The organism is Muriicola sp. (assembly GCF_041567615.1).
Lineage (GTDB): Bacteria > Bacteroidota > Bacteroidia > Flavobacteriales > Flavobacteriaceae > Muriicola.
This window is the reverse complement of sequence record NZ_JBFGBM010000042.1, coordinates 1-15,349: the sequence shown is the minus strand read 5'-3', so window position 1 is coordinate 15,349 and position 15,349 is coordinate 1. Positions and strand designations below refer to the sequence as shown.

Annotated in this window: 18 protein-coding genes; 8 read left to right on the top strand and 10 right to left on the bottom strand. The window is 48.7% G+C overall.

The window, feature by feature from the left end:
• On the bottom strand, nt 1–236 hold a 236-nt coding region (locus ABYP73_RS04620; RefSeq protein ID WP_372973581.1), incomplete at its 3' end, for an ATP-dependent metallopeptidase FtsH/Yme1/Tma family protein.
• A gap of 3 nt (nt 237–239) precedes the next feature.
• Nucleotides 240–617, bottom strand: coding sequence for a ribosome silencing factor (rsfS, locus tag ABYP73_RS04615; protein ID WP_188369510.1), 378 nt, complete (start codon nt 615–617; stop codon nt 240–242).
• A gap of 96 nt (nt 618–713) precedes the next feature.
• Here rsfS and ABYP73_RS04610 point away from each other — a divergent pair, with 96 nt between their 5' ends.
• Entirely contained in the window at nt 714–1,439 is a 726-nt protein-coding gene (locus tag ABYP73_RS04610) for a biotin--[acetyl-CoA-carboxylase] ligase (RefSeq protein ID WP_372945548.1), read from the top strand.
• A gap of 15 nt (nt 1,440–1,454) precedes the next feature.
• Here ABYP73_RS04610 and ABYP73_RS04605 read toward each other — a convergent pair whose 3' ends face one another.
• A complete protein-coding gene (locus ABYP73_RS04605; RefSeq protein ID WP_372945549.1) occupies nt 1,455–1,847 on the bottom strand; it encodes an SRPBCC family protein in 393 nt (130 codons plus the stop codon).
• A gap of 4 nt (nt 1,848–1,851) precedes the next feature.
• Complete coding sequence (pyrE, locus tag ABYP73_RS04600) at nt 1,852–2,493, bottom strand: orotate phosphoribosyltransferase (protein ID WP_372945550.1); 642 nt, start codon at nt 2,491–2,493, stop codon at nt 1,852–1,854.
• A gap of 7 nt (nt 2,494–2,500) precedes the next feature.
• On the opposite strand from pyrE, the gene ABYP73_RS04595 reads away from it, so the two are divergent.
• Nucleotides 2,501–3,100, top strand: coding sequence for an NUDIX hydrolase (locus tag ABYP73_RS04595; RefSeq protein WP_372945551.1), 600 nt, complete (start codon nt 2,501–2,503; stop codon nt 3,098–3,100).
• Here ABYP73_RS04595 and ABYP73_RS04590 read toward each other — a convergent pair.
• From ABYP73_RS04590 to ABYP73_RS04575, 4 genes are all read right to left on the bottom strand, one after another.
• On the bottom strand, nt 3,097–3,501 hold the full coding sequence (locus tag ABYP73_RS04590) for a two-component system response regulator (protein WP_372945552.1): 405 nt from the start codon (nt 3,499–3,501) through the stop codon (nt 3,097–3,099). The two genes, ABYP73_RS04595 and ABYP73_RS04590, sit on opposite strands and share 4 nt — an antisense overlap.
• Complete coding sequence (locus tag ABYP73_RS04585; protein ID WP_372973580.1) at nt 3,488–6,142, bottom strand: PAS domain S-box protein; 2,655 nt, start codon at nt 6,140–6,142, stop codon at nt 3,488–3,490. Before ABYP73_RS04585 ends, ABYP73_RS04590 begins: the two co-directional genes overlap by 14 nt.
• Before the next feature lie 148 nt (nt 6,143–6,290).
• Nucleotides 6,291–6,743 (bottom strand): pantetheine-phosphate adenylyltransferase, encoded by a 453-nt coding sequence (gene coaD, locus ABYP73_RS04580; RefSeq protein ID WP_372973579.1) that lies wholly within the window; start codon nt 6,741–6,743, stop codon nt 6,291–6,293.
• 26 nt (nt 6,744–6,769) lie between these two features.
• Nucleotides 6,770–7,750 (bottom strand): D-alanine--D-alanine ligase, encoded by a 981-nt coding sequence (locus ABYP73_RS04575; RefSeq protein WP_372973578.1) that lies wholly within the window; start codon nt 7,748–7,750, stop codon nt 6,770–6,772.
• Between the two features lie 110 nt (nt 7,751–7,860).
• Here ABYP73_RS04575 and ABYP73_RS04570 point away from each other — a divergent pair, with 110 nt between their 5' ends.
• The 4 genes from ABYP73_RS04570 (at nt 7,861) to ABYP73_RS04555 (ending at nt 10,748) form a co-directional block, all read left to right on the top strand.
• Entirely contained in the window at nt 7,861–8,448 is a 588-nt protein-coding gene (locus tag ABYP73_RS04570) for a PASTA domain-containing protein (RefSeq protein WP_372946210.1), read from the top strand.
• Nucleotides 8,438–9,478 carry an RluA family pseudouridine synthase gene (locus ABYP73_RS04565; protein ID WP_372973577.1) on the top strand — a complete coding sequence of 347 codons (1,041 nt, stop codon included), beginning with the start codon at nt 8,438–8,440 and terminating at the stop codon, nt 9,476–9,478. The genes ABYP73_RS04570 and ABYP73_RS04565 overlap by 11 nt, the downstream gene beginning before the upstream one ends.
• 93 nt (nt 9,479–9,571) lie before the next feature.
• Complete coding sequence (gene yaaA / locus ABYP73_RS04560; RefSeq protein ID WP_372944656.1) at nt 9,572–10,333, top strand: peroxide stress protein YaaA; 762 nt, start codon at nt 9,572–9,574, stop codon at nt 10,331–10,333.
• Between the two features lie 49 nt (nt 10,334–10,382).
• Nucleotides 10,383–10,748, top strand: a complete 366-nt coding sequence (locus ABYP73_RS04555) for a hypothetical protein (RefSeq protein WP_372944657.1) — start codon at nt 10,383–10,385, stop codon at nt 10,746–10,748.
• Here the strand turns inward: ABYP73_RS04555 and ABYP73_RS04550 are convergent.
• A complete protein-coding gene (locus ABYP73_RS04550; protein WP_188369498.1) occupies nt 10,745–10,873 on the bottom strand; it encodes a 30S ribosomal protein THX in 129 nt (42 codons plus the stop codon). The genes ABYP73_RS04555 and ABYP73_RS04550 overlap by 4 nt on opposite strands.
• 114 nt (nt 10,874–10,987) lie before the next feature.
• Here ABYP73_RS04550 and ABYP73_RS04545 point away from each other — a divergent pair, with 114 nt between their 5' ends.
• Both ABYP73_RS04545 and ABYP73_RS04540 read left to right on the top strand, forming a co-directional pair.
• Nucleotides 10,988–11,641 carry a uracil-DNA glycosylase family protein gene (locus ABYP73_RS04545; RefSeq protein WP_372944658.1) on the top strand — a complete coding sequence of 218 codons (654 nt, stop codon included), beginning with the start codon at nt 10,988–10,990 and terminating at the stop codon, nt 11,639–11,641.
• Between the two features lie 270 nt (nt 11,642–11,911).
• A complete protein-coding gene (locus ABYP73_RS04540; RefSeq protein WP_372944659.1) occupies nt 11,912–14,461 on the top strand; it encodes a phosphoenolpyruvate carboxylase in 2,550 nt (849 codons plus the stop codon).
• A 51-nt stretch (nt 14,462–14,512) separates the two neighbouring features.
• Here ABYP73_RS04540 and ABYP73_RS04535 read toward each other — a convergent pair.
• Nucleotides 14,513–15,349: peptidase dimerization domain-containing protein (locus tag ABYP73_RS04535; protein ID WP_372973576.1), on the bottom strand; the 837-nt coding region annotated here is incomplete at its 5' end.

The window sequence follows — 15,349 nt, the reverse complement described above, 5'->3', positions numbered from 1 at the left end:
TCTTCCGTCAGGAATACCTTGGCCTGATTCGTGTTCGTGATGATCAGGATCTTGGCGATATCCCCCGCCCTGAGGTATTGCTGTAGTTCGGAAGTGGTAGTCTTACGGGTAGTACCCATGCCCCCGCTTCCAAAAAAATTAAATCCGATCAGCAAAACCGCGATCAGTCCGTAGATCCACCACGAACTGAATTTTGGTCTTTTCTGAGGGGTGTTATTGTTATTTTCCTTAGCCATTTTTTATTGATTAAAACTGCTTTCTACCATGGTCACCTTCGCATCGCCCCATAATCCCTCAATATCGTAAAATTCGCGTACCTGTTTCTGAAACACGTGTACCACGACATTGACGTAATCCAAGAGCACCCATTCGGCATTGTCGGAACCTTCCACATGCCAGGGTTTATCCTGTATACCTTTACTAACCGTTTTTTGGATTGAATTTACGATCGCATTGACATGCGTGTTGGAGGTGCCATTACATAAGACAAAGTAGTCGCAAACAGTATTTTCTATATCTCTGAGGTCGAGTAGATTGATTTCTAGCCCTTTAACTTCTTCTATTCCTTGTAATATTAAAGCGATTAGCTCATCTGCGCTAGCCTTTCCTTTCTGCATCCAAATGTTTTAGTTTATACAAAGTTATTATTTTTTTATTTTTTAGACCCTAGTATTTAACATAACATTGTAGAGCCTCAAGGGACGATATTTCTTATGATTATCATCAAAGTCGGTGCCACGGATTCAACCAATCTTCATTTAAAGAGGATGCTGGCCGAAACTGCGCTGGAAGACTTTACCGTTTTAGTGACGGAATCACAACTCAAGGGTAGGGGGCAGGCAGGGGCTCAATGGATTTCTGAGCCTGGTAAGAACCTGACCTTTAGCGTGTTGAAGTGTTTCGAGGCCCTGGAAGTGAACCGGGGGTTTCTCATTTCCCAGGCCGTTTCCCTGGCATTGTTCAATGCTTTTGGCAAACTTGGAATTCCCGACTTGTCCATCAAATGGCCTAACGACATAATGTCAGGTCAAAAAAAGATCTGTGGCATCCTTATCGAAAATACGATCAAGGGTAATGCTATCACACAGGCCGTGATCGGGATCGGGATCAATATCAACCAGGATTCCTTCAGGGGTTTACCACATGCAGCCTCCTTTTCCCAGATCACGGGGACGGAATACGATCTGGATTCTGTACTGGATGTCGTTTTGAATTTCCTCAGAGATGGCCTTGATCGTATATCGGGTGCGGATGGGAAGGAGATGCGCGAAACCTACGATTCCTGCCTTTTCCTCAAGGACAGGGAAGCCGTGTTCAAAGTCGATGGGAACGAGGTGAAAGGAGTGATCAGGGGTGTATCCCGAGACGGAAAGCTGATCCTGGAAATCGACGGAAATCAGCGCTCTTTCGGCACAAAAGAGATCGCCTTCAATCTGTAGAAAGGTTGAACGTAGTCAGATCTTGGTAAGATTTTCTGAAAGGGTGCCTATAAAATTAGTTATAGGGCCTTTGATCATCATGGCCATCATGGCATTGAACTCTCCCTCAAAACTCAGGGTTACTTCGCTCGTTCCCGCATTCTTTTCCTCGATCAGGGCACTGAGGGTAAAAGGAAGTTTGTCGCTGGCAGCACCCAGGACCACTTTTTCATGCGGGATCTGTTCCTTCCTCTTGAGAACGATCTGAGGCATTCCGCTCAGGGCGAAGAGGAAGGTGTCCTCGTCCAGGATCTCGAATTTGTCGATAGATTCCGGCATCAGTTTTTCAAAATTCTGCAAGTCGGTGAGAAAATTGTAAACTTCTTCCTTGCTCTTTGCGATGGTCTTTGCGGGGGTTTCTAAATGCATGGGATCAGGGTTTCCAGAGAGAGGGGTCTTTCCTCCACTCCATGAGGGTGTTGAGTTGTTCTTCTTTGATATAATGGGTCTCTGAGGCCAGTTCCACCAGGGTTTCATAGTCGCTCAGGGTATGGAGTTCCACCTCTTTTTTCTCGAAATTGAGTCGGGCAGTATCAAATCCGTAGGTAAAAATGGCGACCATCCCCTTGACCCTGGCCCCGCCTTTCAAAAGGGCATCTACGGCATTGAGACTGCTCTTACCCGTACTGATCAGGTCTTCGATGACCACAACGGTCTGGTCCGGTTCCAGCAAACCTTCGATCTGATTCTGTCTTCCGTGCGATTTGGCTTCCGGCCTGACATAGATAAAAGGCAGTCCCAGGTATTCTGCCACCAGTACCCCTATCCCTATGGCGCCTGTAGCTACCCCGGCAATAACATCGGGTTTTCCATAGAGTTCCTCCACCTGTTTGGCCATCTCCTCCTTGATGTAGTTGCGAATCACGGGAAATGACAACAGGATCCGGTTGTCACAATAAATGGGCGAATTCCAGCCCGAGGCCCATTTGAAAGGATTTTCGGGTCTCAACTTAATTGCATTAATTTGCAACAGGAGTTCAGCCGTTTTACTGGCCGTATGCTTATCCAAAATCATTGCACAAATGTATAAAGTTTTTGTTAATGACGCTCCTCTGATACTGACTAACAAATTATCGGAGACCGTTAACGGAGAATACTTTCCCCTGAATGGGACAGCGATCAATACGGCCATAGACGCACTTGCTAAAAAGAAGCTGCCCGCAGCCTATATCTACCATCCCAACCACGAGGAAATCCTGAAGAAATTCACCAAAAAGATCCCCCTTGAGGTGGCTGCAGGGGGTGTGGTCACCAACAAGGAAGGGAAAGTCCTTTTTATATACCGAAATGACAAATGGGACCTTCCTAAAGGAATGATAGACAAAGGGGAGACCCTTGAAGAATGCGCCATCAGGGAAGTGTCTGAAGAGACAGGGGTCAAAGGGCTCAAAATCGAGAACTTTCTCAAAACCACCTACCACGTCTTCAAAAGGAAAGGCAGCTACGGCCTAAAGGAAGTACACTGGTATGCCATGAAAACCTCGTACAAGGGAAAACTCGTGGGGCAAAAAAGCGAGAATATTGAGAAGGTGAAATGGAAGGGTCCTAAAAAGATCAAAAAAGCCCTGGAGAACTCCTACACGAATATCCGAAGCCTCTTCGAGATCGATAATTTCCACTAGGCCACCCTGGTGATCTCCAGGATGTCATGCTTTCTGATCGGCTTGTTCTTAAAGTCGATGAGGTGACTCGTCAGGCCTTTGAATCGTTCCCATTGCTTTTTGTCGTACGCGTCTATGGAAGAGGTAACGATGTTGATCCTGACCTTGCCATCCACGTTCAGATCCAGGAATTTTTCCAGGAATTGCCACCCGTCCATAATGGGCATATTGATGTCCAGGAAGATCACCTGGGGGATGGTCTCGCCGCTCTCGACCATCCGGCTGATGTCATCTATGGCTTCCTTTCCGTTCACATAGGTCTTGATATCTTCTGCCAGATCGAGCATGCTCAGCATTTTTTTGATCCCAAAGACAGTGATGGGATCGTCATCAATGATGCATACGCTTTTAATTTTGCTCATTGAAGAATATTTTAAAAGTCGTTCCCTTCCCAACGGTACTGTCAACCGTGATCTTCCCGTTCATGGCTTCGATCTGATTCTTAGTGATATACAGCCCAATCCCCCTAGCCTCCGGGTTTTTGTGGAAGGTCTTATACATCCCGAAAAGTTTTTCCCCGTGTTCTTTCAGGTCTATTCCCAGGCCGTTATCCTTGATGCTCAGCACGGTGTACTCATCCTGCTTTTCTGCACACAGGCGGACCACCGGTTTGCGCATGGGGTCCCTGTACTTTATAGCATTGGTGATGAAATTCATGAGAATGCTCTCCGCGTAAGCGGGTATGGCCTTAATTATCAGGTCTTCGTCCACGTCATTGATGATCAGGGCGTTGTTGTTCTTGAGGTAGGCAGCGAGGTTCTGTTCAACGGCACGTATCTTTTCGAAGAGGTTGACCGGCTTCTTGTCGAGGTTGATGTTGGTGCTGATCGCCACTACCTCGTTGAGGTTCTCCAGGGTCTCCAACAGGTTATCCGAAGCTTCCATCAGCATCTTGATGATCCTGTTCTTCTCTTCCACATCGGTCTCGCTTACCAGGAAATCGAGCAACATGGAGAAGTTGGCGGTGTGTGACCTGAGATTGTGGGACACGATGTGTGCGAAGTTGACTAATTTCTTATTCTGGACCGATGTGACATTGATCAGGTCGTGCAACTCCTCCTCCTTCCGCTTGAGATCCGTGATATCGAGACTAATCCCAATCAGGCCTTTTACCTTTTTTTCCTCGTCCATTAACGGGATCTTGGAAGTCAGGAAGGAGGTCATGCTTCCGTCCTTTTTAACACTGATGGTTTCCTTCCGCAGCATCGGCTTCATGGACTGCATCACTTCCATGTCCTCTTTTCTCGAGATCTCGGCAGATTCCGCATCGTAGAAGTCGTAGTCATTTTTCCCGATAACATCCTCCTCCTTCAGACCTACATAATCCAGTTCAGCCTTGTTGACAAGAACCTTGTTAGAATCGAGGTCCTTGATGAAAACATTGAGTGGAAGATTGTCAATCAGAGTCCTGAGAAGTTTTTTCTCCGCCCGTAATCGGGCTTCTGACTGTTTGCTTTCCGAAATATCCTGGGCTGTGGACCAAAGTAATTTTCGCCCTTTTTTGTTTCCCACCAGAGAGCCGCTGACCAGGACCGGAAACGTAGTCCCGTCCTTTTTGATGTACTGTTGTTCTTCGGGTCCGAAAGCCTGGTTGGTTTCTATTTCCTTCTTGATCCTCAGCAACTGAGTTTTGGAGCCGGTAACGAGGATGTCCTGTACCTTGAGAGTGCCCAGGGATTTTCGGGTGTAACCTGTAGTCTGTTCAAAGGAGGTGTTGAAATCGAGGATCTCACCTGTGTCAAAGTCGCTCAGGATATAGCTGATGGGGGATAGCTCGTAAAGTGCGCGGAACTTTTGCTCACTTTCCTTGAGTTTATGCCTGGCCGCCACCATTTCCTTGATCATCCGTCCTTCGGCCAGCAGGGAGATGATTTTTTTGTCCTCGTCGTAGATGGGTTTAATGCTGAAATCAACAGGGATCGGATTATTATCCTTGTCCAGTACCACGATCTCACTCCTCATGAATTCCCCTTCTGCCGCGGTCTTAACCACCTGTTTCAGACCATCCTTCACGTAATCGGGGATGGGCCACCAGTAGGCGTCCCAGAATTTCTTTCCTACGACCTCTTCCTCGCTCAGACCGGAGAAGGTGAGGGCGGTTTCGTTCACCTCCAGGAAGGTGCCCTGTGTATCCAGGATACCCGTAAACTGGTAGGAAGAATTGAAGATGCCTTTAAAATGACGTTCCTGTCTTTTGGCTTTCTTTTCGTGCTCCAGGCTGGGGGTGATATCTCGGAAGGTACCGATAAGTCCGATTAATTTTCCTTTTTTAAAGATGGGTTTGCCCGTCGTGATCACTGTGATCTCATTGCCCTTGGCGGTGATGATCTGACAATTTACCTCATAGGGCACACCCTCCTGGATAGCCTTGTCTACAGCGAGGGCGATGGCATTTCTGCTGTATCCTTCCTTGTAAAAGTTGATCGCCGTGTCTATATTGGGTTCGTAGGTGGGAACCACCTCGTGCAGTTTCTTGGTGATCTCACACCAGGTCAGGTGGTTGCGTTCCACATCGTATTCCCAACTGCCAATATTGGTAATCTCCGACTTGGTATCGAAGAGGTTCTCAAGCTTTTTGGCCTGGATCTCCGTGCGAATGCGATAGGTGACATCTTCGGTCTGCAGGATGACCCCGATGATATTTTCCTTTTCATCATACCAGGGGGTATTGGTCCATTCAAACCATCTTTGGTTGCCTAATTCGTCTGTTTGCTGGTGAAGGCTGACTTCATGGGAAATCCCTTTGAGACAATCTTTGAGGACCTTTTCCCATTCAGGGGTCACTTTGCCAAAAATACCTTTGAGACTACGGCCGATGACCTCTTTCCGGGTAAAGTCAAAATCATTGATCCATCTGTCAGAGACATAGACTACTTCGTATTTTTTATTAATGAAAGCAGTTGCCGTCGGCAACTGTTTTACGAGGTAGTCAAAGGTCACTGTAGGGGTTCCACGCAACATTCTGTCGTAATTTCCTACTAAAATATCCGTATAATTCAACATTCCTCAATGATTGTTGTGAATACCCCTAAACTCGTTGTGTGTGTATACTTTTTCAATGAAAGTAGGTAAATACCACACTAAAGTAAGAAAAAACTTACAAAAAAGAAATTCCCGAATCTATTGGTTTGCCCTTGAATCAAATGGAGTTTCAGAACCTTACGGTATCCGGGACCAGGGAGGTGTAGTCGCCCCCGTTGCGGATCACGTCACGGACGATGGAAGAACTGATATAGGACTTGCCTGAGGAAGTAAGCAAAAAGACCGTTTCAATACCCGATAATTTCCTGTTAGTGTGCGCGATGGCTTTCTCGAACTCGAAATCCGCCGGATTGCGCAAGCCTCTGAGGATAAACTGGGCATTTACTTTTTTGCAAAAATCGATGGTCAGTCCCTCGTACGTATCCACCTGTACTTTTTTATGTCCGTCAAATGCCCTGGTGATAAAGTCCTTTCTCTGTTCTTCGGTGAACATATAGGATTTATCTGCATTGGTTCCGATCGCAATAATGATCTCGTCGAAAAGCTGTATACCCCTTTCGATGATGTCGTAATGACCCATGGTAATGGGATCGAAAGAACCGGGAAAAATGGCGCGTTTCATAGTCCGTGGTACTTGATCAAAGGTACTTAATTTTGCTTTAAGGCCTCGTCCACGGCGCTGGCGAATAATTCGGAAAGCGAAATGCCCGCAGCCCTGGCCTGTTGAGGCAATATACTCTGTTCGGTTAGCCCGGGAGTGGTATTCATCTCCAGCATATGGGGCACTCCGTCGATCAGGATGAATTCACTGCGGGAATATCCCTTCATGCCAAGGACCTCGTAGGCGAGTCGAGCGGCCTCTTCCACCCTGGATTTTTCCTCCGGGCTGATCCTGGCTGGTGTGATCTCCTGGGACTTCCCCTGGTACTTGGCCTCGTAGTCAAAGAAGTCGTTCTCACTGACGATCTCCGTGATGGGCAATACCAGGGTCTCACCTTTGTAGGTGATCACTCCCACAGACACTTCCGTCCCGTCGAGAAAGGATTCAATAATGATCTGGTCATCCTCCTTAAAGGCGTGTTCTATACCCTTTATAAGTTCCTGCTTTTTCCTGACCTTGGTGATCCCGAAACTGCTGCCCGCCCTGTTGGCTTTCACAAAGCAGGGGAGACCTACCTTTTCCAGGATCTTGTCTTCATCAATAGTATCCCCTGCGTCGAGATAAAAGGATACCGCGGTCTTGATGCCATAAGGTTTGAGTACGCTCAAAAGGTCCCTCTTGTTAAAGGTCAGGGCAGCCTGATAGTAGTCGCATGAGGTCTGGGGGATACCCGCCAATTCCAAATAGGCCTGCATGAGTCCGTCTTCTCCGGGGGTGCCGTGGACGGCATTGAAAACGCATTGAAATTCGATCTTCTCCCCCTGTATCTCAACGGTAAAATCGGAACGGTCTATCGGATATTCCTCATCCCTGTCATCCAGGCAAACCCATTTCTCCGTAGATATGACAACCCGGTACGGATTGAATCTCGACCGGTCCAGGTGTTTAAATACATTCTGACCGCTGAGCAGGGAAATCTGATACTCGCTGGAATAACCTCCCATTATGATGGCGATATTCGCTTTCATAGAGGCCTTGATTGGTTGTTTTGCATGCCGGGAACCGTTTTTATAACACGGTCAAAGTAAAGAAAAAAGCATTCCGTTTCCTATCTTTGCCTGGCGTTACCCTAAACTTTATGAGGAATTTTTTGAGTTTTCTCCGCAGCAAGACCTTCCTGATCAACCTCGGCCTTGCCCTCGTGGCCCTTCTGGTGATCTCCTGGCTGACCCTGCAGTGGCTGAAGGTCTCTACCCACCACGGCGAACTGGTTGAAGTGCCCGATATCAAAAGAATGTCGGTCATGGAGATGAGGGAGGCCATCGAAAAGGCGGACCTCAGGTATGAAGTGCTCGACTCTGCCAATTACGATCCGGAATACCCCCGTTTCTCTGTCATAGAACAAAACCCTCCCGCCGGAAATTTTGTAAAGGAGAACAGAAAGATCTATGTGACTATCAATCCTTCAGGCTATAAGAAGGTTACCGTACCGAATATCGTGCAGGTGACCCAGCGTAATGCCACCTCCATGTTGCGGGCTGTGGGGCTCGATGTAGAAAGGGTGACCTATATCGATGAACTGGGGAAGGACATGGTCTACTATGCCAGGTTTAAAGGCAAGAACATCCAGCCGGGGGATAAACTCCCCAAGACTTCCAGGATAGAACTGATCTGCGGGAATGGGAACATTCCGGGTCAGGCAAGGATCAAGGCCGATGCCCAGTAAGTTTCCAGATTCCAATTCGGTCTCAGACCCGGGGGAAGACGACCTCTTTGAACATTATCGGTATATCGCCGGTAAAGGACAGGAACCCCTGAGGGTCGATAAATTCCTGATGAACTTCATTGAGAATGCGACGCGGAATAAAATTCAGCAAGCCGCCAAAGGAGGGAATATCTGGGTCAACAACAAAGTCGTCAAACAAAACTACAGGGTGAAGGCCGGGGACGAGGTGCGTGTACTTTTTGAACATCCCCCCTATGAATTCCTCCTCACCCCCGAAGACATTCCCCTGGATATCGTTTACGAGGACGATGCGCTCCTCGTTGTGAACAAACCCGCGGGCATGGTCGTTCATCCGGGTCATGGAAATTATTCCGGTACCCTCCTCAACGCCCTGGCTCATCACATCAAAGACCTCCCGAAGAATTCGAGTGGCAGGCCCGGACTGGTACACCGGATAGACAAGGATACTTCCGGACTCCTGGTGATCGCCAAGACGGATGAAGCCATGGCCCATCTGGCCAGGCAGTTCTACGAAAAGACCAGCGACCGCCAATATGTCGCCCTGGTGTGGGGCAGCGTGGAGGAGGACGAAGGCACCGTTGAAGGACATATCGGCCGCAACCCCAAGAACCGGCTGCAAATGCAGGTTTTCCCTGAAGGAGATCAGGGAAAGGAAGCGATTACCCATTATCGCGTCCTGGAACGACTCGGGTATGTAACCTTAGTAAATTGCGAACTGGAAACCGGACGTACCCACCAGATCAGGGTGCATATGAAACACCTGGGTCACACCCTTTTCAACGATGAACGCTACGGGGGAGAAAAGATCCTGAAAGGGACATCCTTCACCAAGTACAAACAATTTGTGGAGAACTGCTTCAAGATCCTGCCCAGGCAGGCCCTGCATGCAAAGACCCTAGGGTTTGACCATCCCGTGAGTGGCAAACGGATGCAATTCGACTCCGAGATACCGGAAGATATGACGGCATGCATCGACAAATGGAGGCAGTACGCCCGCCACAGCCAGTAGTATAAGCCACTTCAATATCAATATTGAAAACAACTAAGAAGGAGATTCCTTTTTTGGAAGAATCCTTTCTATTTTCGCATAAAATTGCGCGTAATGAAAATCATCATCTCACCGGCGAAATCGCTCGACTTCGATACCGAATTACCGACACAGGAGTATTCCATCCCAGCCTTTCTGGAGGAGACCCAAAAGATCCACAAGGTCCTGGTCAAAAAGAAGCCCAAAGCCCTGATGGACCTTATGGATATATCCACCCAGCTGGCAGAGCTCAACTGGGAGCGCAACCAGAAATTCAGCCTGCCCTTTACTCCGGAAAATGCCAGGCAGGCCATGTACGCATTTAATGGCGACGTATACGCGGGTCTGGATGCCTATACCCTGCCTGAGGATAAACTGGAGGAAGTACAGGAGAAGCTTCGCATCCTGTCCGGACTCTACGGGATACTCAGGCCCCTGGACCTGATACAGCCGTATCGCCTGGAGATGGGCACCACTTTAAAGATCGGTCGCAGGAAAAACCTGTACGATTTCTGGAAAACTACTCTTACCTCGGCTCTGAACGAGGAAATCGAGGATGGGGAAATCCTGGTAAACCTGGCCAGCAATGAGTATTATTCGGCCCTGGATGCCAAAAAATTAAAAGCCGAAATCATTACCCCTGTCTTCAAGGACTGGAAGAACGACAAACTCCGGGTCCTGAGCTTTTTTGCCAAAAAAGCCAGAGGGTCCATGGTGAGATACCTCATAGAATCGGGCGCAAATACGTTGGAAGAGATCAAAGGGTTTGCCGAAGACGGCTACCAGTACAGCAGGGAGCACACCCTGAAAGACAACCAGCCTGTCTTTGTTCGGTAATATTTAGGGGAAGTCTGCGTTTAACTACTAAACGCTATTCTGCATCCCCATGAGAAAAGTCATCTTACTTCTGGTCTCTTTTATGGTCCTGTCAGTTTCCTGTTCGGACAGGGACGACGATCTTATCTCCGTCAACATCCGAATAAAAAATTCGAGTTCCAGGCTATTTGACCGGGTTCTGGTGGAAAGTGAGGAGCACGTCTACGAGAACGTGGGGTCGGATGCTTTTTCAGAGTATCAGGAATACGAATCGGCGTACCGTTACAATTACATCGAGATCACCTCAGGGGAGGAAACCTTTGTGCTGCAGCCCATCGACTTTGTTGGGGAGGAAGAATTGCCTATCGGCCTCTATACCTACGATCTCAATATTACAGAGGAAGGGGAGGTCGTCCTGGAATTCGTGATCGACTAGGTCTTCCCTTTGATGCTGACCTTCTCCTCGACAGTAGGTCTTTTCTTGATCTTTCTTCGCCTCCTTACGCCATAAGACTTATTGGCGATCTTGCCGCGCTTACTGCTTTTATCTCCTTTTCCCATGGTATAAAGTTTTCCATAAGGTAATCAATATGGTCTTAAAGGGCAAACTCAGTCGAAATCCGACTTGAAGCGGAATTGGATAAAGAGTACCTTGTCTCCTCTAAAGCCTTTGCCTTGTTTTTGCATACACATCCTTATCCGCCCTTCCTGTTTCCCGAGGCCACCAAGATGATCGTCGGAACGCTTCCCCCGCCCCGGTTCACCACGGGGGCTCTCTTGCCGGGAGACGTCGATTTTTGCTATGGCAGCAGGGACGGACAGCTTTGGCCTATCCTAGACCGTATCTTCGACCTCGGGCTTACGTTCGAAACCACGGAAAGGGCTGTAGCAGAGCGCAAACGGTTTTTAAGAGACCGAAGGATCGCTATCTGCGACGTGGTGGCCCGGGCTAGGCGGGAGAAAATAGACGCTTCCGATCTCGGGATGAAGGATATAGAACTTCGGGATATGCTGGGGTACCTTGAGGAATATTCTGGCATAAAGACGATTCTCTTCACCGGGGGGAACAGTCTCAATGGTCCCGAATATCTCTTCCGCAAGTACTTGAAAGCCCGTGAAATTTTCCTTAGGCCGATTGTTAAGGAGGTTCCCAGGATTCATGAATTTCAACTGGGGGAGAGAACCCTGAGGACGGTTTCACTTACGGCGCCTTCCGGTTCGGCCAACAGGGCCGTGGGCAGTATGTCGGTTTACAAGGAAAAAAAAGCTCAGGATCCATCATTCTCAACCCTCGATTTCAGGGTGATGCAGTACAGGCCCTTTTTCTGAATCAAAAAAAGAGCCCTGCTTTTTGAACAGGGCCCTTTCACGAGAACACTATGTGAAAATGAAAAATTGTTTTCTTGAATTACACCTGCAATATAGAACGGGATGTTCGAGAAATATAATTTGTGTTGTGAAGGCTGTTGGTTTTGTTGTCAGGATGCGTTATTTTGTTATTTAGCTCGGTTTAGCTCGGCTCAAAACAGATTATTGCAGACCTTTACCGGGTGACATCCTCAGGGAAAATGAGGGTTGATCGATTAACAGCAAACCAATATGCCAAACACAAAACGTTTAGAGGAGTTCAAGAAGCTGGTCACCAACAAGTTCTACGTCTACAACAGCCTCTTCCTGAACCTTCCCTATCAGAATATGGAGAACATTGGGGTGATGATCCCCCTCCTGTTCCAGCAATGTCAACAGGGACTGAGCTCGGGCCGTAATCCCCGGGAGATCATGGACCACTTCTTTGAATATTATGCGCAACTCCCCACGGAACAGGAGCGGATCGATTTCATGTTCAAGATCATACAATATGTGGAAAGACAGGTGGTCCTGTATGACAGTGTGGAGGATGCCGCATTCCCGAGATTACAGGAATTCAGTACCTCCAGGACGATCAGGGATTATTTCCAGATGGTCGATACATCCAAGAACTGGAACACTATTTCAAGACAACTTGAGCATTTCAGTGCCCGCATCGTACTCACCGCACACCCCACGCAATTCTATACGCCGGCCGTTCTGGATATCATCGATGAGCTGAGGAGGCTGATCCTGGATGACAAGATCAATGACATAGACCTTGTCTTGCAGCAACTGGGGCTCACCTCCCTGATCAATGCCAAGAAACCCACCCCCCTTGAGGAGGCCAGGAATATCATATACATCCTGAGGCATATCTATTACGACGCTGTGGGGGATTTGTATGCCCATATCAAGCGCCACATCCGCAAGGAGAAATTTGAGAATTACAACATCCTGAAACTCGGATTCTGGCCCGGGGGCGACCGGGATGGAAACCCGTATGTTACTGCAGAGATCACACGAAGTGTGGCTGATGAACTCCGTGTGACCCTCATGAAGTGTTATTACAACGAGTTAAAAGCGCTGCGCAGGAAACTCACCTTCAAAGAAGTGAATGAACCCCTGAATACTCTCCTGAATAAGCTGTATGTAGCCATGTTCAACCTGGACAAGCCGCTGAGTTATGAGGAGATCATCACCCCTCTGGAAGAGATCCGGGAGACCATACAGCACGATTACAAGAATCTCTACGGAAATGAACTGGAGAAACTGATCGATAAGGTAAAGATCTTCAGGACGCATTTCGCCATCCTCGATATCAGGCAGGACCACAGCAAACACTATCAGCTTGTGGAGAAAGCTCTTGTCAAGGCAGGCAAGATCTCCTCCTCCCTGACGGAATTAAAGGAGAAAGATCTCACACGCATCCTGCTCAAGGAGAAAATCGCCCTGAATGAAGCCGACTTTGAGGATGAGATTCACAAGGACACGATTCGCAATATCAAACAACTTCGCTCCATCAAGGCCAAAAACGGGGATGAGGGCTGCAACCGCTACATCATCAGCAATTCCGAGGATATTTTCTCCGTCCTTTTCGTTTATGCCCTCTTTCGATGGTGCGGATATGACCCTGAGGATATCTCCTTTGATATCGTGCCCCTTTTCGAGACCATGAAAGGGATGGACCGGTCCGAAAAGATCATGACCACCCTCTTCTCCCTCCCGGAGTACAAGGCTCACCTAAAAAGAAGGGATCTGAAACAGACGATGATGCTGGGCTTTTCTGACGGCACCAAGGATGGGGGTTACCTGCGGGCCAACTGGTCTATCTTCAAGACCAAGGAATCGCTTTCAAAAGTGTGTTCAAAACACGGGTATAAGGCTATCTTTTTTGACGGCAGGGGAGGTCCTCCGGCCAGGGGAGGGGGCAAAACCCACAGGTTCTATGCGGCTCAGACCCGCGAGATTGCCAACAATGAGATCCAGCTGACGATTCAGGGGCAGACCATCACCAGTACCTACGGGACCAAGGAGCAGTTTATCCATAACTCAGAGCAACTCCTCACTGCCGGACTGTCCAACAACCTCTTCGGGAAGGAAAACGTGATCACCGCCTCTTCCCGCAAACTGATAGAGGAACTCTCCCAATTGAGTTTTGAGAAATACGATGCCCTGAAACAGCATCCTAAATTTATCCCCTACCTGGAGCATAAGAGCACGCTGAAGTACTATACCCGGGCTAATATCGGCAGCCGTCCGGGGAAAAGGGGGCAAAAGGCCAAGCTCGAACTCACGGATCTCCGCGCCATTTCCTTTGTAGGCTCCTGGAGCCAGCTCAAACAAAACGTCCCCGGCTATTACGGGATTGGCACAGCCCTTAATACCCTGGTGGAAAAAGGAAAACTAAAGGATCTCAAGAAATTGTACAGGGAGGTCCCATTTTTTGAGGCCCTGATGCTGAACAGCATGATGGCCCTGTCTAAATGCTATTTTGAACTCACTGCCTACATGAAGGAAGATCCTGAATTCGGGGAATTCTGGGAACTGCTGCACGAAGAATTTGAGCTCTCCAAGCGCATGCTGCTGAAGATCAGCGGGTTCAAAATCCTCATGCAGGACGAATCGATCTCCAGGGAATCCATTAAAATCCGGGAAAACATCGTCTTGCCTCTCCTCGTTATCCAGCAATATGCCCTGGCCAGGATAGCGGAAGGGGAAGACGCATACAAAGAGGTCTATGAAAAGATCGTGACCCGATCGCTTTACGGCAATATCAATGCGAGCAGGAATTCGGCCTAAAGGATGGTAAGGGACCGGAACTGAACGCTGTTTCCAGGAGCAATCTCACGGTTACATCTGACTGCCCAGCAGGTGGTAGAAGACCCTGATGCCGTAGTCGATCTGACCTATCCTCAGGTTTTCATTAGGACTGTGCTGGTTGTTATCCGGGTTGACCATAGGCACGATAAAGGCCGGGATTTTGAGCTCATTGATAAAGGGGGCAATGGGCACTGTTCCGCCCATGATCCTGATCTGCACTACCGGTTCCCCGAAGGCACTTCCCATCGTCTTAACAATAAAATTCCCATAGGCATTGTCGAGGTCTGTCCTGAAGGCGTCGGTGACGGAACCTTCCCTGAGTGTAGCGATGCGGGGATGGGTCAGTCTCAGCTCCCTCCTCGGGATGGAATCGATCACGTGATACCCCTGCCCTTCGATATAGGTCCGCACGAGCTTCTTAAGCCTTGTGCCATCTGATTCGGGGACCAGCCTTATATCCAGTTCTGCGGTTGCTGTAGCTGGGACGATGGTCCTTGCCTTTTCTCCTATCCAGGCAGATCCCAGGCCACGGATATTCAAGGAAGGGTACTGGAGGGATTCCTGGTAGAATTGTCCCACCCTGTCCGGGGTGTTGATCCCTAGATATTCATTGATCTTCTCACTGTCTTCCGGTACGCTTTTCAGAACCTTCAGAGTAGCCTCATCCATCGAAATACCGTCATAAAACCCGGGAATGGTGACCCGGCCCTGCTCGTCCTTCATCCCAGCCAGCAGCTGGGCCAGCTGCAGTCCCGGATTGGGGGCGTAGTTGCCATAGTGCCCGCTGTGCTGAGGGTATTCAGGGCCATAGGTGGTGATGCTGAGGGAGGTGATCCCCCTGCAGCCGTAAACCACGGTGGGCTTACC

Bases quoted from the DNA above. Each gene is read 5' to 3' on its own strand.
- ABYP73_RS04590 (WP_372945552.1), bottom strand. From the start codon at position 3,501: ATGAGCAAAATTAAAAGCGTATGCATCATTGATGACGATCCCATCACT.
- ABYP73_RS04585 (WP_372973580.1), bottom strand. From the start codon at position 6,142: ATGTTGAATTATACGGATATTTTAGTAGGAAATTACGACAGAATGTTG.
- ABYP73_RS04575 (WP_372973578.1), bottom strand. From the start codon at position 7,750: ATGAAAGCGAATATCGCCATCATAATGGGAGGTTATTCCAGCGAGTAT.
- yaaA (WP_372944656.1), top strand. From the start codon at position 9,572: ATGAAAATCATCATCTCACCGGCGAAATCGCTCGACTTCGATACCGAA.
- ABYP73_RS04550 (WP_188369498.1), bottom strand. From the start codon at position 10,873: ATGGGAAAAGGAGATAAAAGCAGTAAGCGCGGCAAGATCGCCAATAAG.
- ABYP73_RS04610 (WP_372945548.1), top strand. From the start codon at position 714: ATGATTATCATCAAAGTCGGTGCCACGGATTCAACCAATCTTCATTTA.
- pyrE (WP_372945550.1), bottom strand. From the start codon at position 2,493: ATGATTTTGGATAAGCATACGGCCAGTAAAACGGCTGAACTCCTGTTG.
- rsfS (WP_188369510.1), bottom strand. From the start codon at position 617: ATGCAGAAAGGAAAGGCTAGCGCAGATGAGCTAATCGCTTTAATATTA.
- ABYP73_RS04570 (WP_372946210.1), top strand. From the start codon at position 7,861: ATGAGGAATTTTTTGAGTTTTCTCCGCAGCAAGACCTTCCTGATCAAC.
- ABYP73_RS04595 (WP_372945551.1), top strand. From the start codon at position 2,501: ATGTATAAAGTTTTTGTTAATGACGCTCCTCTGATACTGACTAACAAA.
- ABYP73_RS04565 (WP_372973577.1), top strand. From the start codon at position 8,438: ATGCCCAGTAAGTTTCCAGATTCCAATTCGGTCTCAGACCCGGGGGAA.
- ABYP73_RS04605 (WP_372945549.1), bottom strand. From the start codon at position 1,847: ATGCATTTAGAAACCCCCGCAAAGACCATCGCAAAGAGCAAGGAAGAA.
- ABYP73_RS04540 (WP_372944659.1), top strand. From the start codon at position 11,912: ATGCCAAACACAAAACGTTTAGAGGAGTTCAAGAAGCTGGTCACCAAC.
- ABYP73_RS04555 (WP_372944657.1), top strand. From the start codon at position 10,383: ATGAGAAAAGTCATCTTACTTCTGGTCTCTTTTATGGTCCTGTCAGTT.
- coaD (WP_372973579.1), bottom strand. From the start codon at position 6,743: ATGAAACGCGCCATTTTTCCCGGTTCTTTCGATCCCATTACCATGGGT.